The following is a 20238-nucleotide window of genomic DNA, read 5'->3' as shown; positions in this document are numbered from 1 at the left end:
GATTAGAATAACGGTCTCGTGGGCTCGGAGATGTGTATAAGAGACAGTCTATAACGCTTGGAATCCTCTAGAGAGCTACTGGCGTGAGGGCTTTATAAGCTCCTTTTTAACCCAGCTTCAATCCTTCAATCCCGAAAAGCCCAAAGACTACTCCAACAAGTCTGCCGAAAAGCTCTTTGCTGACTACGTCGCCAAATATGACGCTACTCTGGGAGCCAGCACCGAGCACAAAGCTGCGGTCAAGCAGTTTAATGAGGAAAAGCCCTCTGTTATCTGCATCATGAATGAATCTTATTCTGATTTATCCCGCTATGCAAATCTGGGCGGCGCATACAACGGGCCTGAATGGTTCAAAAACTATCAAGGTGCACTCGCCAAAGGCGCTCTCTACGTTGCACCTTACGGTGGAGGTACCTGCAACTCTGAATGGGAACTGATGACCAGCTGCTCGATGGCATTTATGGGTTCTGGCGTCTATCCCTATATGGTCTATAGCATGGAGGGTGTACCCAACATGGCTGCCAGCTTCAAAAAACTGGGGTATGACACCATTGCGATGCATCCTAACCTTGCCACTAACTGGGGACGCGATGTGGTTTACCCCACCTTTGGCTTTGATCGTTTCCTTGATATCAACGACTTTACCGGTGCTGCTCGCCTACGCAACATGGTTACCGATGAGGCAACCTACGACAAGATTTATGAGAGTCTTACGACCAACAAAAACCCGCAATTCTTCCTCAATGTCACTATGCAAAATCACGGCGGTTATGAGACAGGCGCTCTGCCTACAGATATGGTCAAGCACTACCGCGTACATGGTATTAATAACCCTGCTTTGGATGAGTATCTGGCTCTTATCGACGAGTCGGATCGTGCAATGGAGAAGTTCTTAGAGCAACTCTCCAAGCTTGATCGCAAGGTTGTAGTGGTCTTCTTTGGTGACCATCAGCCTTCCATTGCAAATGAATACAACAAGCTCATCACCGATGATCCCTCCGATTTGGTACATCAGGAGCGTGAACGCACAACTGAATACATGATTTGGGCTAACTATGATGTTGCTGGTGCAAAGAAAAATCAGCAGCTCGACACCAGTACCAACTTCCTTGCGGCTGATATGCTGCAGCTTATTGGTGGTCCACTCACCGACCTCAACAAAGCTGAGCTGGTTATGCGACATAGCGACATGCCTGTTCTCAACCTCTTGGGCTACCAAGATAAGTCAGGCACGTGGAATGAGATCAGCACAAAAGCCGCACAAAAGGCAGGCACACCCGCTGCCCAACTACGTCTCGATCTACAAACCCTGCAATATAAGCAGCTCTTTGGCGATGGCATCAAATTCCGCACGGGCACTGGGCACGCAGGGACTGTCTGGGGACGTATTGGTGGTTAAACCACAAGATGCAATGACTCGCCTTGGGATAGGATGTATTTGTTACTTCCAGCAGCCGCCTCGCGCGGCTGCTGCTATAAGGAGAATATGAATGCCAGCTATTATTACTCATCACCTCTTTGGCGAAGATGCCGTAAAACTCCTACCTAAAGATATCGTGAGCAATGAAGAGGAGTTACTTGCCTTTTTGTTGGGCAATCAGGGTCCTGATCCCCTCTTTGCCTGTATAAGCACCTTTCCTGAACAGGCCAAACTCTGCCACAAGCTAGGATGGGAGCTCCACGAACGCAAGATTGTTGATGCATTTTGGGTACTACGCGATGCAGTAAGTCACCTGCGTCGCGAAGACGAGCGCATCGGCCTTGCGTGGTCATTGGGTTATTTAGGCCACTATGCACTCGACAGTGCTGCTCATCCGCTGATTTATGCGCAACAAGACAAACTGGCAAGTGCTGACTATGGTCTTGAAGATGCTGGCGAAGAAATCCACGCTCTGCTCGAAAGTGAGATTGACGTTTGGCTGCTACGCCAACTACGTGGCATAAGCGTTACAGATGTGCCCACGTATTCTTATCTAGCACGTACCGAACGCATTTCACAAGTTGCAGGTGCGCTGATGGCCCAGGTTGGACTGCAGGTCTACGGTCTACCAATAGGTGTTGCTGCCTATGGTGGAGCGGTTGCTGATTACGAATTGGTTTATCGTTTTATTGAGCCTGCAGGTAGTATGCGTACGCGTCTTGTGACAAAGCTTGAGCAGCTGATACGTCCAAATCACTATTCGCGAATCTTGGCAATGGCGCATGTGAGCTGTGAGAGCGATACCTGTACCGCAGCAAACCTTGAGCAGCGTAGGTGGATCAATCCTGCCGATGGTAAACCGCGAAACGAAAGTTTCCCCGACCTCTATCATGTGGGTCTTGAGCGCTGGGAATCACTGTCGCACTGTTTGTCCTCAGGTGACCGTGAAGGCTTTGCGCAAATCGTCGATAGTCTTAACTTCGATGGCAAACCCGATATGGGGTAGTACCTGCAGCTTTTTTGAGCGCCCAATTACAACACTATTGAACCGCCTGCATGAGCGCTTAGCCTATATGCCAAAGAAGGCTTTGAGACCAATTCCGACAAGAACAATACCGCCCACAACTTCAGCTCGATCGCCCAGCAACGTGCCAAGCTTCTTGCCCAACACAATCGCAATGACGCAACTTGTTTGCATATAAATTATCTGTGGCGAGTATTTTACTCTGACCCAGGCCTCTTGCCAGTTGTCAAAATATGTTCAAGTGCTTCTTCATTCAAAATGGGCACCCCTAGCTGCTCTGCCTTGGTGAGCTTGGATCCTGCAGCCTCACCTGCAATCACAAAACTCGTCTTTTTTGAAACCGAACCAGATACCTTGGCACCGAGAGCAAGCAAAGCATTTTTAACTTCACTGCGCCCATGATGAGGAAGCGTACCTGTTAGCACAAAAGTCAAACCGGTTAACGTCTGAGGAATAGAGTCATCCTGTCGTTGTTCTTCGAGCATAACGTTGGCCTGCCGCAAGCGCTCAATTACCGCAAGGTTATCGGCAATCTTAAAGAAGGACACCACCGAGGCAGCAATCTTGGGTCCAATACCCTCAACCTGTGCAATATCTTCTTCGCTTGCAAGCTGTAGAGTCTCAAGACTGCCAAAATGCTGGGCGAGCAAGCGAGCAACATGAGCGCCCACCATACGAATACCCAGACCAAAAAGTACACGTGCCAAACCACGACTCTTGGACTCTTCAATCTCGCTCATCACTTTTGTCGCAATGGTTTTTCCTACAAGAATCGCCTCTCCAGCCTCATGGTCTTTGCTGGTGGTCTCGTAGCTGCGACCAGTTTCAACGGCAGCGAGCTGTGCTGCTGTTAGGTAGTAAAAGTCTGCCACATCGCTCAGCAGGCCTTGGGCAACCATGCGCTCAACAATTTGGTCTCCTAGACCATCTATATCCATCGCACCACGACTTACCCAGTGCAGCAAACGCTCTGTTGCCTGGGAAGGGCAGTCCATAGACACGCAGCGGAAAGCTACCTCGCCTTCTTCGCGCACAACAAGCGACCCACAGCTGGGACAGTGCGTAGGCATTTCAAACTCAACAGCGGTAGCGGGACGTAACTCACGCACAGGTCCTACTATCTCGGGAATAACGTCCCCTGCTTTACGAACAATCACGGTATCGCCCACGCGCACATCTTTACGACGAATTTCATCAAGATTGTGCAAGGTAGCGCGCGCAATCGTTGAGCCCGAAACCACTACAGGATCAAATTCTGCCACCGGTGTCAACACGCCTGTACGACCTACTTGAATGCGAATTTCACGCAGCACTGTGGTCTTCTCCTCAGGCGGAAATTTGAAAGCAATACTCCAGCGTGGTGCACGGGCGGTAGCGCCCAGCGCGGCTTGACCTGCAAGCGAATCAACTTTTACCACAACGCCATCAATGTCATAGTCAAGCTCTTCTCTGTGAGCAAGCGCAGCCTCACAGTAGGCATGTACCTCAGCCGCAGAGGCACAGCGACGCGCATGTGGATTGACATGAAAACCACAGTCGCGCAGCCAATCCAAAAAACCAGCTTGCGTGCTAACGGCGAGTGGTTCCTCATCGGCCACCGCATAGATAAAGGTTGCGAGGTCACGTGCAGCCGTCACCTTGGAATCTTTTTGGCGCAAACTACCTGCTGCAGCATTGCGCGGATTAGCAAAAGGCTGAAGGCCAGCAGCATCGGCATCCTCATTGAGGCGCACAAAGCTATGCTTGGGCATGTAAACTTCACCGCGAACTTCAATGGATTGCCCTAGCCCACCGCCCGTCACCTGTGCAAGTCCTGCTTGTGCCAAAGTACGAGGCACATCAGAAATTGTCAGCACGTTTGCAGTAACATCCTCGCCCGTTGTGCCATCACCGCGCGTCGCTGCACGTACTAATCTTCCATCGCGATAGGTCAGAGCAACTCCCAAGCCATCAATTTTTAGCTCACAGGTAAAGGCAACATCTTTACCACCCAACGACTCTACCGTACGTTCAAGCCACTCATCCAACTCGTCTAGATTCATGGCATCATCGATGGAATACATGCGTTGTGCATGCGTTACTGGCGTAAATGCACGGTCAACAAAACCACCGATACGCTGAGTATAAGAATCGGGTGTCAATAACTCGGGATGCTCTGCTTCGATATGCTGCAGCTCACGTAAATAGCGATCAAACTGTGCATCGGTCAACTCGGGGTTATCTTGCACATAGTATTGATAGGCAGCGCGGTCAAGGATGGCGCGAAGTTCAACTGCTCGCTCGGCAGGCGTTTGCGCTGGAGATTGAGGAGCTGTATCCAGCTGTTTGTCTTCACCAAAAAGCGAAGTCTGCCAAAGCTCATCATTAGTTTGTTCTGCCACGTTGCCCCCTTGTATGTGCTTTAGTTATCTATCCTAACGCATGCAGACGACACAAAATGTCTGCCTATCTAACTTCTGAGATACCACGAAACGGTTCTGCCACGTAAGGCAGAACCGTTTCGCTCATATTTGTACTAATGAGGCTGTCTAGCTGGATTTATGCCATCAGCTTGCACACATTTTGGGCAAAGCTTACAGGATCTTTCACAGGAAGACCTGCCATAAGCAATGCCTGATCTAACAACAATGAACTCATCAAATTGAGCTTGTCTGTATCTCCTGCTTGCTGGGCAGCACGCAACTTTTCAAATACAGGATGTGTTGCATTAAGCTGCAGGACACGCTGAGCACCAATCTGGGGCATACCTTCGGGACCTTCGGATATGACACGTTCCATCTCCAGAGAAATGGGTCCTTCGGAGGCAATAACAGCAGGTGCATCTGTAGCAAGCGGCGATACGGCAACTTTTGAGATTGCATCACCCAACGCTGACTTCATAGCTTCAAGCAGTTCCTTGTTTTCATCCGCCGTTTCTTCGGCCTGTTTCTTTTCCTCATCCGTTGCCAGGTCGAGCTCGCCCGAGCTAACGTTTTTGAATGCGCATGTGCGCTCCTTGGCTTCCTCACCCTCTTTGGCCTCAGGGGTCCAGCTGTAGTCACGCATCATTTGCAAGCAAAACTCATCAACATCTTCTGTCATCAACAACACGTCAAAGCCATGGTCAAGCACAGAATGCACCACGGGCATCTTTTCTAGACGCTCGCGATCCTCACCTGCAGCATAGTAAATAACATCTTGTCCTTCAGGCATAGCAGCTACATACTCTGCCAAGGTCACCAGACGCCCCTGCTTTGCTGACCAATACAGCAACAAGTTTGCGAGCGAATCTTTCTTGGCACCATAACTAGCGTAAATACCGTACTTTAGGCCACGGCCAAAATGCTCAAAAAACTTCTCATAGTCTTCGCGTGCATCGTCGCGCATGGTCTGCAGTTCACTGGAAATCTTGCGCTCTACACGCCGAGCAATTGCCTGAAGCTGACGCGTCTGTTGCAGGGTTTCGCGCGAGATATTGAGTGCAATATCGGGACTGTCAACCACGCCATGAACAAAGTTGTAGTAGTCAGGCAGCAAATCTGCGCATTTATCCTGGATTAACACGCCACGGCTATAGAGTTGCAGACCTTTCTCATAGTCACGACTATAAAGATCAAAGGGAGGCTCACTGGGCACAAAGAGCAGTGCATTATATTCAAGCGTACCTTCGGCGTGCAAAGAGAAGGTGCGCAAAGGCTTCGAATAGTCATGGAAGCTTTGCTCGTAGAACTCATCGTATTCATCCTGGCTCACCTCAGAAGGACGACGGCGCCAGATGGGTGTCATAGAATTTAGTGTCTCGAGCTCGGTATACTCTTCCCACTCAGGCGTATAATCCTCAGGTTTGGGCTCAGGAGCAGGTTTTTGGCGACTCTTAGTCACCAACATACGTACGGGATAACGTACATAGTTGGAATAACGTTTAATCAGATTGCGCAGCTGCCACTCTTCTAAATAGTCGCTATATTTTTCGTCGTCGGTATCATCGCGCAGAGTCAGGATAACATCGGTACCATTGTTGCGGCCCTCAAGCAATGCATCTGCAGCGATAGGCATAACACTGTAGCCATCAAGACCGTTGGACTCCCACACATGAGCCTCGTCAGAGCCAAAGGCACGACTTACCACGCGCACGTTCTTTGCCACCATAAAGGCAGAATAAAAGCCCACGCCAAACTGACCAATAATCTCGGCTGCGCTATGGGAATTTTCCTCGTTTTTCTCATCTGCTGCCTGTACATTGGCTGCCTTAAATTCCTCTGACCCAGAATGTGCAATGGTGCCTAGATTACGGTCAAGTTCTTCTGCACTCATGCCAATACCGTTGTCAGAAATCGTCAACGTATGCGTATCCTTATCCACACTCAGCCGAATCTGCAGTTCATCATCACCCAGCTTGCAAGTAGGATCAGTCAAACTTGCAAAATACAGCTTGTCAACCGCATCAGAGGCGTTAGAGACAAGCTCACGCAAGAAAATCTCGCGATTGGTATAGATGGAGTTAATCATAAGGTCCAAGAGCTTTTTGGACTCAGTCTTAAACTGGTGCATAGCGCAATGCCCCCTTCGATTGGATACAGAATCAACAAAACATATGGTACCCAAAAGAAGGAAATCTAAGCGCTATACACTAAGATTTCTACTTTTCTTTCTGCGTCTCGCGAGCGGTCTAGCCCAGCATACTGTGGTAAAGCTCTTCGTAGCGCTTGGCCGAAACATTCCAACTAAAGTCGCGAGTCATTGCACGACATACCATTGCATCCCAGCTATGTCTGCGCGTAAAGTAAACCGTCTTAGCATAGTTAACTGCATTGAGCAACAACCATGAATCGTAGTGGTTAAACGAGAAGCCCACGCCCGTCTCTTCGTATTCGTTATACGGCTCAACCGTATCGCGCAGGCCACCAGTCTCACGCACAATAGGCAGTGCACCATAACGCATAGCAATAAGTTGCGTGAGACCGCAGGGCTCAAAACGACTAGGTACCAGCATGGCATCGGCTGCTGCATAAATCTTGGACGAACGCTCGCCCGAGTACATGATGGAACTAGAGACAGTGCCGTGGTGACGCCACTCAAGATCACGGAACATATTTTCAAGATCGCTATCGCCTGTACCAAGCAAAACAAACTGCGTATTACCGTCAGCAACCATGTCCTCAGCAATGGTGCCCACCAAGTCAAGTCCTTTTTGGTTGGTAAGACGCGAAATCAAGCCAATGACCATCTTGCTTGGATCCTCAACAAGGTCAAGCTCACGCTGAAGTGCCAGCTTGTTTTCGGCTTTGCCTTTAATGACATTGCGCGAGGAATAGTTATATGTCAGATGCTTGTCAGTCTTGGGGTTGTTGACCTCATAGTCAATACCGTTAACAATACCCACCATCTTGGAGGCATGGTAGCGCATAATGCCATCAAGATCTTCGCCATACTCACTAGTCTGAATCTCACCTGCATACGTCTCGGATACCGTAGTTATCCGGTCAGCGTAAACAATGCCACCCTTGAGCATGTTGGCATCATTGCGATACGCATTGGCTGCACTTGAATAACCACATTTATCCAGTGCAAATGCCTCATCAGGAATACCCGAAACGCGCTGCATACGTTCGCGTTCACAAATACCTTGGAAGCGCAGGTTGTGAATGGTGATTGCACACTTGGTATTGCGCGAAAGATCCGTGTCATAAAAGAGCGTACGCAAAAACACTGGTACAAGTCCTGCTTGCCAATCGTGGCAGTGGATAATATCAGGAGTCCAGCCAATAACCGGCAATGCTGCTAGTACTGCTTTATCAAAGAAAATGAACTTCTCGATGTCATCATACATATTGGTATAGGGTGCGCCCCAACCAAAGAAATCCTCATTATCGAGGAAGTAGTAGGTAACATCATCTTGGTCGAAGGTCTCAACACCCACAAAATGGTTACCAATACCTCCCATATCCATCCAAAAGTCGCAGACATGCGTCATGCGATCTTTGTACTCTTGGGGCAAGACATTGTATTTGGGAATAATAACGCGCACATCCACCCCATCGGCTACCAAAGCCTTGGGCAGTGCGCCCATAACATCAGCGAGTCCACCCGTTTTGATAAAGGGATAGCACTCGGAGCCAACGAACAGAACCTTAGGTGCAGCCATGGCTTGCCTTCCTCCCGTTCGCACCGGCTTTTACGTCCGGGCGTCACCGTCACTCTTTTAGTTTAGCGAAACTGACTCAATCTCGCAGCAGCACTGCCAAGCAACCCGTGAGCGGCGTTAAACAGAGCCTCGGAACGCACGTAAACGCATGCTTTAGCCTCGCGTCCAAGGCCAGCTCCAATCACAACTAATCTGTGTGAGGACGGACTGATGACCTATCATCACAGCCAGCCACGGTTCGCCTCCCTTGGCTGTCACATACCGCAGAGTTCTTCATTCTAGGTGCCATCCGCGGCATATTTCTTTCTGGATTGCCAAACGCCACGTTCTACTTCACTTTTTTAGCCAAAAGCCACGTTTCATTTCACCCGGAAAAAATCTACCTGGGCAAACGTCAAGCCCTTTGAAATAGAGTGTGGCTTTTGACATTTTTTCTGAAATAGAACGTGGCTTTTGGCAAGCAGGGCCGTGTTGATTGAAATAGAACGTGGCGTTTGGCTCAGCACACGAAATCAGATTGATGAGCTGTCACAAAAAGGCAGCCCACCCAAAAGTGAGCTGCCGACAGAGGGAGTGCAAGTAAACTCTAGAGCTTAAAACTCGAGGTTATGCTCATCTTCCTTAGAGAAGAGATGCACCGCATTACCTGGGAAAGAGAACGAAATCGTCGTTTCAGGAGCAAATGCCGTTAACCCTGACTTTGCTAGCTCGGTAGTCTGAACGATAACGATAACATCTTGACCCCTGGCATTCAGATGCAGATGAATTGAAGAACCCATCATCTCGGAGACCTCAACGCTACCGTTAAGCGTATTAGCTGCGGGAGGCTCGTTGGTATCAAGTTCCAAGTGCTCGGGACGAACGCCCAACGTAATGGCCTGGCTTTGGACATCATGTGCAAGGAGACGCTCTTGCTTTTCTGCGCTTGGCTCAACTACAACATCACCTATGACCACCGTGTAGCTATCACCCTTGCGTACGAGTTCAGCATCAAAGTAGTTCATCTGAGGTACGCCAATAAAGCCTGCAACAAAGAGATTGGCGGGATGATCAAAGACTTCCTGAGGAGTGCCAACCTGCTGTACCACACCATCTTTCATGATGACAATGCTGTCACCCAAAGTCATGGCCTCGGTTTGATCATGCGTGACATAGATAAAGGTAGTGTCAATACGCTGACGCAACTTAATGATCTCTGCACGCATCTGGTTGCGCAGCTTTGCGTCAAGGTTGGAGAGCGGCTCATCCATAAGCAGGACTTTGGGCTCACGAACAATAGCACGGCCGATAGCAACGCGCTGGCGCTGGCCACCAGACAGGGCCTTGGGCTTACGCTCAAGGTACTCAGTGATGCCTAAAATCTCTGCAGCTTCACGAACCTTATGGTCAATCTCGCTCGCCTCAACCTTGCGGAGTTTAAGGGGGAAAGCAAGATTGTCATAAACGGTCATGTGAGGATAGAGAGCATAGCTCTGGAAAACCATTGCGATGTCGCGATCCTTGGGCGCCACATCATTCATAAGTTTGTCGTCAATCAGCAGCTCACCGCGGGTAATCTCCTCTAGGCCTGCAACCATGCGCAGGGTAGTAGACTTGCCGCAGCCCGAAGGGCCAACGAGAACAACAAACTCACGGTCAGCAATTTCAAGGTTGAAGTCCTCTACTGCCAAAACACCCTCATCAGTTACCTTGAGATTGTGCTTCTTCTTGGGGGCTTGAGCTTTTTTGCCAAACAAGCCCTTCTTTGCCTCGGTGTTGGGATACACCTTTTCGATATGACGTAGACTTACTGTTGCCATGAGTGCTTCACACTCCTTTCATACTGGGTGGTGAGGTCGGCAATGTGTGCCGCCAGACTTTTGCTCAGCTGGCCAGGCACAAGACGCCACTGCCAGTTGTCGCCGAGAATTCCCGGCGAATTGATACGAGAATCTGCACCAAGACCCAGATAATCCTGAATCTGTGCCATAAAAAGCTGTGCTTTGCTTGCCATACCTGCGCGTACAAAAGCCCAAGGCAGATCGGACTCATCTTTTGCCTTGAGATATTTTATTGCCGCTGCCAAATCACTTGCTTGGACCTCTTGTGCCCATGCACCAATAGGCGCGTTGTCATGAGAACCTACATAGCACACACAATTTTGGGGATAGTCTTCTGGCATAATGCCTGCATTATCCTGATCGCGTGAGTCAAAGGCAAATTGCATAATCCTCATCCCTGGAAGGGCAGATTGAGCAAGCAATTCACGTACTTCAGTTGTCAAGTAACCCAAATCCTCAGCAATCAAGCCACAATCCCCAATGGCAGATTTAATAGCATGGACAAGACGGATACCAGGACCTTTGACCCAGTGGCCGTCTTTGGTGGTTGTCGCACCATAGGGTACCGCCCAATAACTCTCGATACCGCGGAAGTGATCAATGCGAATGACATCAAACAGACGAGCGGCACCAGCAGCACGACGACGCCACCAGCCAAAATCATCAGCTTCCATTGCTTCATAATCGTACAAAGGGTTACCCCAAAGCTGACCGGTTGTTGAAAAATTATCAGGTGGTACACCTGCAACAAACGTAGGGACGTTCAGTTCATCCAACTGAAAGTTTGCAGGCTCAGCCCAAACATCGGCAGAATCCATTGCCACATAAATTGGCAGGTCACCAATGATGCCCACACCCCGTTTGTGTGCGTAGCGACGCAATTCTTCCCACTGCTGGAAGAAGAGATACTGCGTATACACAAAGAGACGCACATCACTCGCAAGTTTTATGCGATATGCCTCGCAAGCTTTGCGGTCATGTAGGCGAATAGCCTCATCAGGCCAATCGGTCCAAGCAACCATACCAAAGTGACGCTTGACGGCCATAAACAGCGCATAGTCATCAAGCCAAGTGGCATTTTTCCGAGCAAAGCTCGCAATTTTTGCAGCATCACGCTGCCAGCCACGCTCGCAAGCCAAGGCTAAAAGTGATAGGCGATGCTCATAGAGCGCCTGGTAGTCAACACGCGCAGGATCATTTCCCCACTCAACTGCCATAAGCTCTTTTGCCTTAAGAAGTCCATCTTGGACAAGCAAGTCAAGGTCGATCAAGTAGTGATTACCTGCAAAAGTCGAAGGACTTTGGTAAGGCGAATCTCCATAGCTCGTAGGACCTACCGGCAGCAATTGCCACCAGCTCTGCTTTGCTGCAGCAAGAAAATCAATCCACTCGTGTGCAGCAGCGCCTAAGCTACCAATACCATAGGGCGATGGTAGTGAAAAAAGCGGAGCTATGATGCCACTCGACCTCTCCATGGCTAACCCTTCACAGCGCCAGCTGCGACGCCCTTGATGATGTGCTTCTGGCAGGCAAGATAGAAAGCAACAACAGGAATAATGGCAAGCAAAATCAAAGCCATCGTTGCACCTAGATCGACGGTGCCGTAACTACCCTTGAGGTACTGAATATGGATAGGAATTGTGCGGTACTCATTGGTATCAAGCACCAAATAGGGCAGAAGGTAGTCGTTCCAGACCCACATAATTTCAAGGATACCCACGGAGATAAGAGTGGGTTTAAGCATGGGCAAAACGACGAGGAAGAAGGTGCGAACCGGTCCACAACCATCAATTGCAGCCGCTTCTTCAATCTCAAGAGGAATTGCCTTCACAAAGCCCGAGAACATAAAGATGGCAAGACCTGCACCAAAACCCAGATAGATGATGGGAATGGTAAAGGGATTGTCCATGTGTAGCACATAGGCGGTACGAGACAGGGTAAACATAACCATCTGGAAGGGCACTACCATCGAGAAGACGCAAAGGTAGTACACAGCCTTGCAAAACAGCGAGTTCACACGCTGAATATACCAAGCAGCCATCGAGCAGAACACCAAAATAAGTGCTACTGATAAAACAGTAATGATGACCGAATAGAGAGCAGAGCTTGCAAAAGGATAGTTACCGAAGGTCATTCCCTTGATGAAGTTACCCCAACCAGCAAAGCTGTCTGCTGTAGGCAAAGCAAAGGTCTCGGTCTTGACAAAGGTATTTTTCTTAAATGAGTTGATAACCACAGCAACCATAGGCAGTACCCAAGCAATGCAGATAATTGCAAGTGTCACCGACAAGGTAGTCTTGGTACGACGCTCGGCAGCGAGCGTCTGTTCTTTTGTCTTTGCCATTACTGCTGCACCTCCCTTCTACGGGTGTAAAAGAGCTGAGCCAAACCAAGTGCCGCGACGAGTACAAAGAAGATGACTGCCTTGGCCTGTGCAACACCGCGAGCTGCAGTAGCAGAGCCATAGAAGGTGTTGAAGATGTTAAGTGCCAACATCTCAGTCGTATTGATGGTATTGCCATCAGGCTGGATGATGTAAGGCAGACCACCAGTAAGAGCAAGGTTCTGGTCAAAGAGCTTAAAGCCATTGGTAAGCGACAAGAACATGCAGATGGTAATCGAGGGCATGACATTGGGAATTGTCACCTTAAAGAGGGTCTGTAGCTTGGTTGCACCGTCAATCTTGGCGGCCTCAAGCATATCCTCAGGCACAGCCTGCAGACCGGCAATATAAATAATCATCATATAGCCAACCTGCTGCCAGCACATCAAGATGATAAGACCCCAAAAACCGTAGGAAGTATTAAGCAATATTGATGTGTTATAGGCGCGCAATATGCCATCAAAAATCATCGACCAGATATAACCCAAAACAATGCCGCCAATAAGGTTGGGCATAAAGAAGACCGTACGGAAGAGATTGGAACCCTTGATGTTTTGGGTGAGTACGTAGGCAACGGTAAAGGCCAACACATTGATAAGCACGAGACTTACCACTGCGGTAAGAGCTGTGTACCAGAAAGAGTGCTGGAAACTTTCATCAGCTAAAGCCGTTGCAAAGTTTGCAAATCCAACAAACTGAGCGTTGGAGACAAGCCTAAAGCTACACAGCGACAAATACATGCCTTGGATAAAGGGCCAAATGAAGCCGATGCAAAATGCAGCAAACACGGGCAGAATAAAAAGCCATGCCCAATGGCGTGTAGACCTGCGGATTGAATTTCCAGTCTTGAGCTTAGCAGCCATTCTCTCTCCTTTCTGCTTCTCAAAATGAATTCAATACAGAGTGGCATTTGGGTAAAGAGCCAAGACGGGGCAATTTCATCCCGTCCTGGCTCCAAACTAAATCGCTAGCACGAGTTGCTCAAGCTTAGGCATTTGCCTTTGCGTACTGGGTTGCCCAGCCATCGACAAAGGCAGTCTTGACTGCATCCCAGTTTGCATCGGTCTGATCAGCGCAGTAAGCATTCATAGCCGAGACAAGAGCTTTACGGTAATCATCAACGTTGGGCTGATAGTTGGTAGCCCAGTCCATGACATAGTGGCCCTTCTCGGTGTAAGCAGCAGCATCGTTGAGATAGGCGTTGGTAGACTCTGCAGCGTTCTGGAACGGCATAATGCCAAGCTGCTCGACAAGCTGAGCAGAAGCGTCTGCATCGGTAACCAGCCAGACCATGAAGTCTTGGGTTGCCTTCTGCTGCTCTTCGGAAGAGTTGGTGTTGATGGCCCAGCAGTTCTCGGTACCGCAGTTGAGACCGGCCTTCTCCTCACCCTCAACGCCACAATAATAAGGAATCATCGTGGTGTTCTTCTGAGCCTCTGCATAGGTGGCATACTGCCAGCTGCCCTGAATATCGAAGGCTGCCTTGCCATCGATGAACTCCTGACCATTGGAGTAGGAAGTGTCGGTAGAGAGAGTCTTGGGGTCAACGGTGCAGTTGTTGATGCACAGGTCAAAGAGCATCTTGTAGTTAGGCAAAAACTCACCCGTGATGGTCTTGGGGCACTCCTCCCACTTCTTGCCAGCCTTCTTCTCCTCATAGAAGTACTCGAGGTTTGCCATGTGGCCAGTAAAGCGCCAAGAACTGTCATCGGTCATATCGCATGCAGTGAAAGCGTCAAATCCAAGCTCATCCTTGCGAGCATGAATGTCTTCGACAACCTTCTTGAGACCATCGAAGTTGGTGATATCATCCATGCTGTGGCCAGCCTTCTCAACAAGGTCCTTGTTGACAATGATGCCGTAGCACTCATAGCAGTAACCCTGGGAGACCATCTTGCCCGTCTCATCAAAGAGGTCGTAGGTATCGTCAATCTCTTCCTTCTGGATTGCGGTGCCCTTGAGGTCAACTGCATACTCACCCCAGGACTTGACGCCTGCGGCGTTGCCGATAACAAAGAGCGTAGGAGCCTTATCAGCCTTGTCCATGTCAGCGGTAAGGGACTGCTCATAGGTACCCGCTGCTGCAGTCTTAACCTTGACAGAGACGCCCTTCTCATCGCTGTACTTCTTTGCGAGCTTCTGGAGGAGCTCATCAATCTCGGGCTTGAAGTTGAGCCAATAAACAGTAGCGCCACCCTCGTCTGCGGAGGAACCAGCACCACCCTTGCCACCCTTACCACCGCAAGCAGCGAGGGTTGTTGCTGCAACAAGACCTGCAGTACCCAAGAAAGCCTTACGTGTCATTTTCTTGCTCATACCAAATCCTTTCCCTCTGTTTATTCTTCCCGCATCTTGTGATGCGTTCGAGCCCTACATAACGTGTCCTACATAACGAGCCGTGCCTACTTTGTTACATCTACAAAGCAACTGGAGCGATGGTGCCTCCCTTCCGCAGATATGTCTCCACACGGATGTGCCGCGTAGAATCCTTCTTATTGAGCATCGAGAGCAGCGTATCGACAGCAAGCTCTCCCAGCTCTATCTGGGGTTGTACCAAGGTGGTTAAGGTGGGAATGACAAAGTACGACAGCTCAATTCCGTCGATGGCAATAAGCGAAAAATCCTGGGGGACAATCAAGCCTTCATCATGAAGAGCTTTAAGCGCAGCAATTCCCAGAGAATCGGCTACCGCAAAAAGAGCTGTTACTTCGGGGTGATTTTGAATGAGTGAACGAGTTCCCGCATAGGCTGCCTCAAGCGAAAAATCCAATGCATTAACGACAAGATTTTCATCGACCGTCAGTCCTGCTTCACGAAGAGCGCAACAATATCCGCGATAGCGAAGCTCGGAGATAGAGTGATCCTCTTTTGCTGCAAGCAGCACCGCTATATGCTTGTGACCCAGCTCAATAAGTTTATTTGTTGCCTGAAAAGCAGTTGCTTCGTCATCAATAGCAACCGAGGAATAGCAACTTTCATCGAGGCTGCCAAACTGATTGGCATGAGTACAACAAATGACTGGAACACCAATGGAAGCAATATCCTCAGGGTTATAGTCAAAACGACCGCCAAGCAAGATAACACCGCGTAGGCGCTTAGACTGAACGAGTGCTGCCGCAGCTGCAACTTCATCAGAATCAAACTCAAGTTGATCGATCACCATGGTGTATCCCGCACGATCGATGTGCTGTCCGATAGTGCGCACGATGGGGGTATAAAATGTGTTTTCTGCACCACGAATCACTACACCAAGGTGTTTTGCTTGGGTTTGTACAAGGTCGCGAGCGCTGATATTGGGTACGTAGCGAAGCTCGCGCACAGCATCCATAACCTTGACTCGAGTTTCTGCGCTCACATCGGGATGACCGTTGATTGTACGAGAGACTGTACTCACTGCAACGCCGCTCAATGCTGCAACGTCTTTGATAGTGGCCAAGGTCTCCCCCCTTCGACTCATCTGTGCAAGACTTGTTTATCTTGCTATTGGAAACGTTACTGGTAACGTTTCCAACTGTCCTTATTCTATCTTCTAACATAAAAAAGGGGCACAGGCGTGCCCCAGATTCTAGGTGAGCGGTTAGTTTTGCTCGGCAAGCGTCACTTACACAATACGTGCTTTATATCCCGCTTCTTCAACTGCCTTGATAAGTGCGCTATCACGAACAAGCAAAGCTGCGTCAAGATCAGCTGTGCCCTCCTCCAAATTGACAGTGACATTCTTGACACCCTTAATACCCTCAAACGCTTGCGTGACATGAGCTGCGCAATGTTGGCACATCATGCCCTCAACCTTGAGCTGCTTGTGAGACATTTCTTCCTCGCCTTCTATCAATGCAGACTGACTCTCCTGCATGACGCTGATATTTTGACTGCTACATTTGAGCTTCTTTGGCTTCCATAAACGCAAAAGCAAGGCATTGCTTACCACAAAAACGCTCGAGGCACCCATAGCTGCAGCGCCAATCATCGGATTAATTTGGACGCCCCAAGGTACAAGCACGCCCGCCGCGATGGGAATGCAAAGTGCATTGTAAAAGAGCGCCCAGAAGAGACCTGACTTGATTTTTTTAAGCGTTGCCTGTGACAAGTCGATAGAGCTTGCTACATCGTTGGGATCGGAGTGCATCAATACAATGTCTGCTGACTCAATGGCAACATCGGTACCTGCACCAATAGCAATACCAATATCAGCACGAGCAAGTGCAGGCGCATCGTTAATACCATCACCTACCATAGCAACCGTGCTACCCGTCTTTTGTAGTTCGCGAATTTTTTGCTCTTTTTCCTGCGGGAGCACGCCTGCAATAACCTCATCAACACTCACTGCTTGAGCTACTGCTGTTGCGGTGGTCAACTGATCGCCAGTAAGCAGTAAGGTTTTGATGCCCATGCCACGCAGGCGTCGTATTGCCTCGGCGCTACTCGCTTTGATGGGATCAGCAACGGCAAGCATCCCAACAGCTCGCGTACCTTCCGCAAAAAAGATTGGAGTTTTGGCCTGGGCTGCAGCAGTCTCAGCCGCAGCAAGCAGAGCTCCCAGCTCGACACCTTTTGTCTCCATCAGGCGACGATTCCCCGCAAAAATCTGCTGGCCCTCCAAAATTCCTGTCAGTCCGCCACCATCAATTTGCTGAAAATTTTGCACAGCAATAGCATGTCCGTCTTGATCCTTATAGGCTTCTGCCCAACTAATGATAGCGCGCGCTAAAACATGTTCGCTTTTTTGTTCAAGCGCATAAGCAAGTCTTGCAAGGTCATCTTCGTTAACGCCCTTTGCGACAACAACATCGGTGACCTGAGGTGCTCCCTCCGTGATAGTGCCTGTCTTGTCCATCACGACCATATCAACCTTACACGCACCCTCAAGAGCCTCGGCACTCTTGATAAGGATGCCATGTGCTGCTCCCCTGCCAGTACCCACCATAACGGCGGTGGGAGTGGCAAGACCTAAAGCACAGGGGCAAGAAATCACCAGTACCGATACCGCATGCATAAGCGCTACTGAAAGTCCCCCGCCCAAAAGCAACCAAACTATCAGCACTATCGAAGCAATACCAATAACTGCCGGTACAAATACACCAGCGATCTTGTCTGCCACGCGCTCGATAGGAGCTTTGGAGCTGGTAGCTTCGTCAACCAAGCGGATAATGGCAGAAAGTGTCGTATCGTCTCCAACTGCTCGAGCCTCAATTGTCATCCATCCCGAGGTGCTCGTCGTGGCAGCGCTCACCTTTGAACCCACCTTTTTTTCTGCAGGAAGAGGCTCGCCTGTGATTGCAGATTCATCTACCAAAGCAGAACCTTCAAGTACCACACCGTCTACAGGCAAAGACTCGCCAGCGCGCACGATAACGTGCTCACCGAGGCGCACGTCCTCGGCAGGAACCTGTTGCTCTTCTCCGTCACGCATAACATTTGCCGTTTTTGGAGCCAGATTCATAAGCGAAGCAATCGCATCAGTAGTGTGGCCTTTTGCCCGAGCTTCAAAGTACTTACCCAAGGTAATCAAAGTCAAAATCATACCTGCAGAGTCAAAGTACAAATCATGCGAAGCTACCATCGCCTGGGTAAAATCGCTGCCACCAAGCGCCCAAGCCATGCGCAAAGTCGCTGCAAGCGCATACATTACTGACGATGCAGTGCCAATAGCAATCAAACTATCCATATTGGGCGATAGCTGTCCTAAGCTGCGAAAACCAAGCACAAAGTAATGACGATTAACCAAAAGGATAGGCAGCAACAAAAGCAGCTCAACAAGCGCCCGCACCATCATCCCTTGTTGACCCGCAAAAAATAGCAATTGAGGCCATCCAAACATGGGCCCCATTGCAATATAAAAAAGCGGCAATTCAAAGATTGCGGAGATAATGAACTGGCGAAGCTTTTCTTCTTGAGTCTTGCGCGCAATCTCTCCAGGCGCAAAAACAGCAACGTCCTTTTTACTTATATCTAAATGCTGTCTACGCAGAGCGCCATAACCTGCTTTTTCTACGCTTGCCACGACCGCCTGGACTGTTGCAGACAAGCCATCATAATCTAGGGTCATTGAATTTTTAAGTAAGTTAACATCCGCAGCGCTCACCCCTGGCACCGCAGCTGCGGCTTTGCCCACACGAGCAGCACAAGCAGCACAAGTCATGCCGGTAATATCAAGAGTTTCTTTCATGTCTTTCCCCAAAACCCAACCTCACATCTTTAAGCTGGCATAGCAACAGTCTTTAGGCGCCAAATTTCTTGAGTAGGGCCATAAGCTCATCAAGCACTTCGGTATTACCCACTTGGATCTGCTCAACTACACAGGTTTCTAAATGCTCTTTGAGCACCATGCGACTCACTGCTTTGACTGCACTTTCCACAGCAGCAAGCTGTGTGAGTACGTCGCCACAATATCGATTGTCATCAATCATGGCTTTTACACCATTAAGCTGACCAATCGCGCGATTGATACGACGAGTAACATCCCCTCTCAGCTCATCCGAGCGAGACGTCTGCTTATATGCGCACTGCTTCGCCATCCGCATCCCTCCTCATTTATGCTGTAGTTAAAGACAATATACCCCTATGGGGTATATCATAATCAGACAGCAGCTTATATGAAGAAAAGGACAAGCCCCTACTTTTCGAGCTGGCGGAATTTTTCCTGCATGGTGGGATTGCCCCAAGTAAGCTTACGAATAGTAAGACCCTGTGCTTTATCATTAGCAAGTCGTAGTTGATTTTCGGAAGATAAGAGGTTGTCTTTAACTTTTTGCAGATGTGAGATTGTCTTGTCAATTTCTTCGATGGCTGCGTCAAAACGTTTTGACGCAGCGGCAAAATTTTTGGAGAAACCATCCTGGAAATTCTGCATCTTTTCTTCGAACTGTGTCACATCGATATTTTGCTGACGAATCTCAGCCAATTCACGGCGAGCATCAGCTGCCGATAAAGCAGCATTACGCAAAAAAGAAATGAGCGGAATAAAGAACTGCGGACGGATGACATACATCTTGGGATAACGATAGGACACATCCACAATGCCTTGATTGTAAAGTTCACTTTCAGGCTCAAGCAGACTGACAAGCACAGCATATTCACAGCCCTTACGACGCCGATCAGCATCTAGTTTGGCAAAAAAATGCTCATTCGTCTTTTGGTTGCGCGCATCCGAACTAGCAGATTCATTTTTCATCTCAAACATGATAGAGAGTAGTTCAACCCCATCGTCAGCTTCTTCACGAAAGATGAAATCCCCCTTTGTGCCCTCAGAAGCATCGTTATCTTTCTCAAAATATGCCTGAGGAAATGCGGTCATACGAATCTTGTTGAATTCATTTTGGCAATGCTGCTCTAAAGACTCCCCTACCAATTTGACCGAAAGTTTAGATTTCATATCCTTAAGCTGAGAAATCTCTTCTTCGCGAAGTTTGATGAGAGCATCACGACCAGCCAGCTGCTCAGACATCTGCATTTGCAAGGTATTAACGC

General features: G+C 49.1%; 15 protein-coding genes. 2 read left to right on the top strand and 13 right to left on the bottom strand.

The genetic code is table 11. The features are described from left to right. Positions 1 to 280 precede the first annotated feature (280 nt). Both Q0X25_RS03345 and Q0X25_RS03340 read left to right on the top strand, forming a co-directional pair. Positions 281 to 1399, top strand: coding sequence for an LTA synthase family protein (locus Q0X25_RS03345; RefSeq protein WP_298579033.1), 1119 nt, complete (start codon positions 281 to 283; stop codon positions 1397 to 1399). A gap of 91 nt (positions 1400 to 1490) precedes the next feature. Next, complete coding sequence (locus Q0X25_RS03340) at positions 1491 to 2426, top strand: zinc dependent phospholipase C family protein (RefSeq protein ID WP_298579032.1); 936 nt, start codon at positions 1491 to 1493, stop codon at positions 2424 to 2426. A gap of 63 nt (positions 2427 to 2489) precedes the next feature. Here Q0X25_RS03340 and Q0X25_RS03335 read toward each other — a convergent pair whose 3' ends face one another. From Q0X25_RS03335 to Q0X25_RS03275, 13 genes are all read right to left on the bottom strand, one after another. Then, positions 2490 to 2618 carry a manganese efflux pump gene (locus Q0X25_RS03335; protein WP_298579031.1) on the bottom strand — a complete coding sequence of 43 codons (129 nt, stop codon included), beginning with the start codon at positions 2616 to 2618 and terminating at the stop codon, positions 2490 to 2492. A gap of 23 nt (positions 2619 to 2641) precedes the next feature. Beyond that, positions 2642 to 4825 (bottom strand): NAD-dependent DNA ligase LigA, encoded by a 2184-nt coding sequence (gene ligA / locus Q0X25_RS03330; RefSeq protein ID WP_298579030.1) that lies wholly within the window; start codon positions 4823 to 4825, stop codon positions 2642 to 2644. A gap of 157 nt (positions 4826 to 4982) precedes the next feature. Then, entirely contained in the window at positions 4983 to 6974 is a 1992-nt protein-coding gene (htpG, locus tag Q0X25_RS03325; protein ID WP_298579028.1) for a molecular chaperone HtpG, read from the bottom strand. A gap of 118 nt (positions 6975 to 7092) precedes the next feature. After that, positions 7093 to 8568, bottom strand: coding sequence for a glycogen synthase (locus tag Q0X25_RS03320; RefSeq protein WP_298579027.1), 1476 nt, complete (start codon positions 8566 to 8568; stop codon positions 7093 to 7095). A gap of 593 nt (positions 8569 to 9161) precedes the next feature. Next, the gene (locus tag Q0X25_RS03315) at positions 9162 to 10367 is read right to left on the bottom strand and encodes an ABC transporter ATP-binding protein (protein ID WP_298579026.1); all 1206 of its coding nucleotides are present in this window, start codon (positions 10365 to 10367) and stop codon (positions 9162 to 9164) included. Then, a complete protein-coding gene (malQ, locus tag Q0X25_RS03310; protein ID WP_298579025.1) occupies positions 10355 to 11863 on the bottom strand; it encodes a 4-alpha-glucanotransferase in 1509 nt (502 codons plus the stop codon). The genes Q0X25_RS03315 and malQ overlap by 13 nt, the downstream gene beginning before the upstream one ends. A 2-nt stretch (positions 11864 to 11865) precedes the next feature. Continuing rightward, entirely contained in the window at positions 11866 to 12732 is an 867-nt protein-coding gene (locus tag Q0X25_RS03305; protein WP_298579024.1) for a carbohydrate ABC transporter permease, read from the bottom strand. Further along, positions 12732 to 13634, bottom strand: a complete 903-nt coding sequence (locus Q0X25_RS03300; RefSeq protein ID WP_298579023.1) for a carbohydrate ABC transporter permease — start codon at positions 13632 to 13634, stop codon at positions 12732 to 12734. The genes Q0X25_RS03305 and Q0X25_RS03300 overlap by 1 nt, the downstream gene beginning before the upstream one ends. Before the next feature lie 124 nt (positions 13635 to 13758). Continuing rightward, a complete protein-coding gene (locus Q0X25_RS03295) occupies positions 13759 to 15087 on the bottom strand; it encodes an ABC transporter substrate-binding protein (RefSeq protein ID WP_298579022.1) in 1329 nt (442 codons plus the stop codon). 100 nt (positions 15088 to 15187) lie between these two features. Next, entirely contained in the window at positions 15188 to 16207 is a 1020-nt protein-coding gene (locus tag Q0X25_RS03290; protein ID WP_298579021.1) for a LacI family DNA-binding transcriptional regulator, read from the bottom strand. Between the two features lie 165 nt (positions 16208 to 16372). Next, on the bottom strand, positions 16373 to 18937 hold the full coding sequence (locus tag Q0X25_RS03285) for a heavy metal translocating P-type ATPase (protein ID WP_298579019.1): 2565 nt from the start codon (positions 18935 to 18937) through the stop codon (positions 16373 to 16375). A gap of 52 nt (positions 18938 to 18989) precedes the next feature. After that, positions 18990 to 19286 carry a metal-sensing transcriptional repressor gene (locus Q0X25_RS03280; RefSeq protein ID WP_298579018.1) on the bottom strand — a complete coding sequence of 99 codons (297 nt, stop codon included), beginning with the start codon at positions 19284 to 19286 and terminating at the stop codon, positions 18990 to 18992. Positions 19287 to 19384: 98 nt separating this feature from the next. Then, positions 19385 to 20238, bottom strand: an 854-nt coding sequence (locus tag Q0X25_RS03275; protein ID WP_298579017.1) for a DUF2130 domain-containing protein, incomplete at its 5' end; no start/stop codon positions are given.

Source organism: uncultured Olegusella sp. (assembly GCF_947253395.1).
GTDB lineage: Bacteria > Actinomycetota > Coriobacteriia > Coriobacteriales > Atopobiaceae > Olegusella.
Note: the sequence above shows the minus strand (reverse complement) of the source record. Positions and strands in the feature narration are given on the sequence as shown.

What these genes read in the sequence shown, in the direction of transcription:
- Q0X25_RS03335 (WP_298579031.1), bottom strand. Translation starts at nt 2,618, where the DNA reads ATGCAAACAAGTTGCGTCATTGCGATTGTGTTGGGCAAGAAGCTTGGC.
- Q0X25_RS03345 (WP_298579033.1), top strand. Translation starts at nt 281, where the DNA reads ATGAATGAATCTTATTCTGATTTATCCCGCTATGCAAATCTGGGCGGC.
- Q0X25_RS03295 (WP_298579022.1), bottom strand. Translation starts at nt 15,087, where the DNA reads ATGAGCAAGAAAATGACACGTAAGGCTTTCTTGGGTACTGCAGGTCTT.
- Q0X25_RS03300 (WP_298579023.1), bottom strand. Translation starts at nt 13,634, where the DNA reads ATGGCTGCTAAGCTCAAGACTGGAAATTCAATCCGCAGGTCTACACGC.
- Q0X25_RS03280 (WP_298579018.1), bottom strand. Translation starts at nt 19,286, where the DNA reads ATGGCGAAGCAGTGCGCATATAAGCAGACGTCTCGCTCGGATGAGCTG.
- Q0X25_RS03320 (WP_298579027.1), bottom strand. Translation starts at nt 8,568, where the DNA reads ATGGCTGCACCTAAGGTTCTGTTCGTTGGCTCCGAGTGCTATCCCTTT.
- Q0X25_RS03305 (WP_298579024.1), bottom strand. Translation starts at nt 12,732, where the DNA reads ATGGCAAAGACAAAAGAACAGACGCTCGCTGCCGAGCGTCGTACCAAG.
- htpG (WP_298579028.1), bottom strand. Translation starts at nt 6,974, where the DNA reads ATGCACCAGTTTAAGACTGAGTCCAAAAAGCTCTTGGACCTTATGATT.
- malQ (WP_298579025.1), bottom strand. Translation starts at nt 11,863, where the DNA reads ATGGAGAGGTCGAGTGGCATCATAGCTCCGCTTTTTTCACTACCATCG.
- Q0X25_RS03285 (WP_298579019.1), bottom strand. Translation starts at nt 18,937, where the DNA reads ATGAAAGAAACTCTTGATATTACCGGCATGACTTGTGCTGCTTGTGCT.
- Q0X25_RS03340 (WP_298579032.1), top strand. Translation starts at nt 1,491, where the DNA reads ATGCCAGCTATTATTACTCATCACCTCTTTGGCGAAGATGCCGTAAAA.
- Q0X25_RS03315 (WP_298579026.1), bottom strand. Translation starts at nt 10,367, where the DNA reads ATGGCAACAGTAAGTCTACGTCATATCGAAAAGGTGTATCCCAACACC.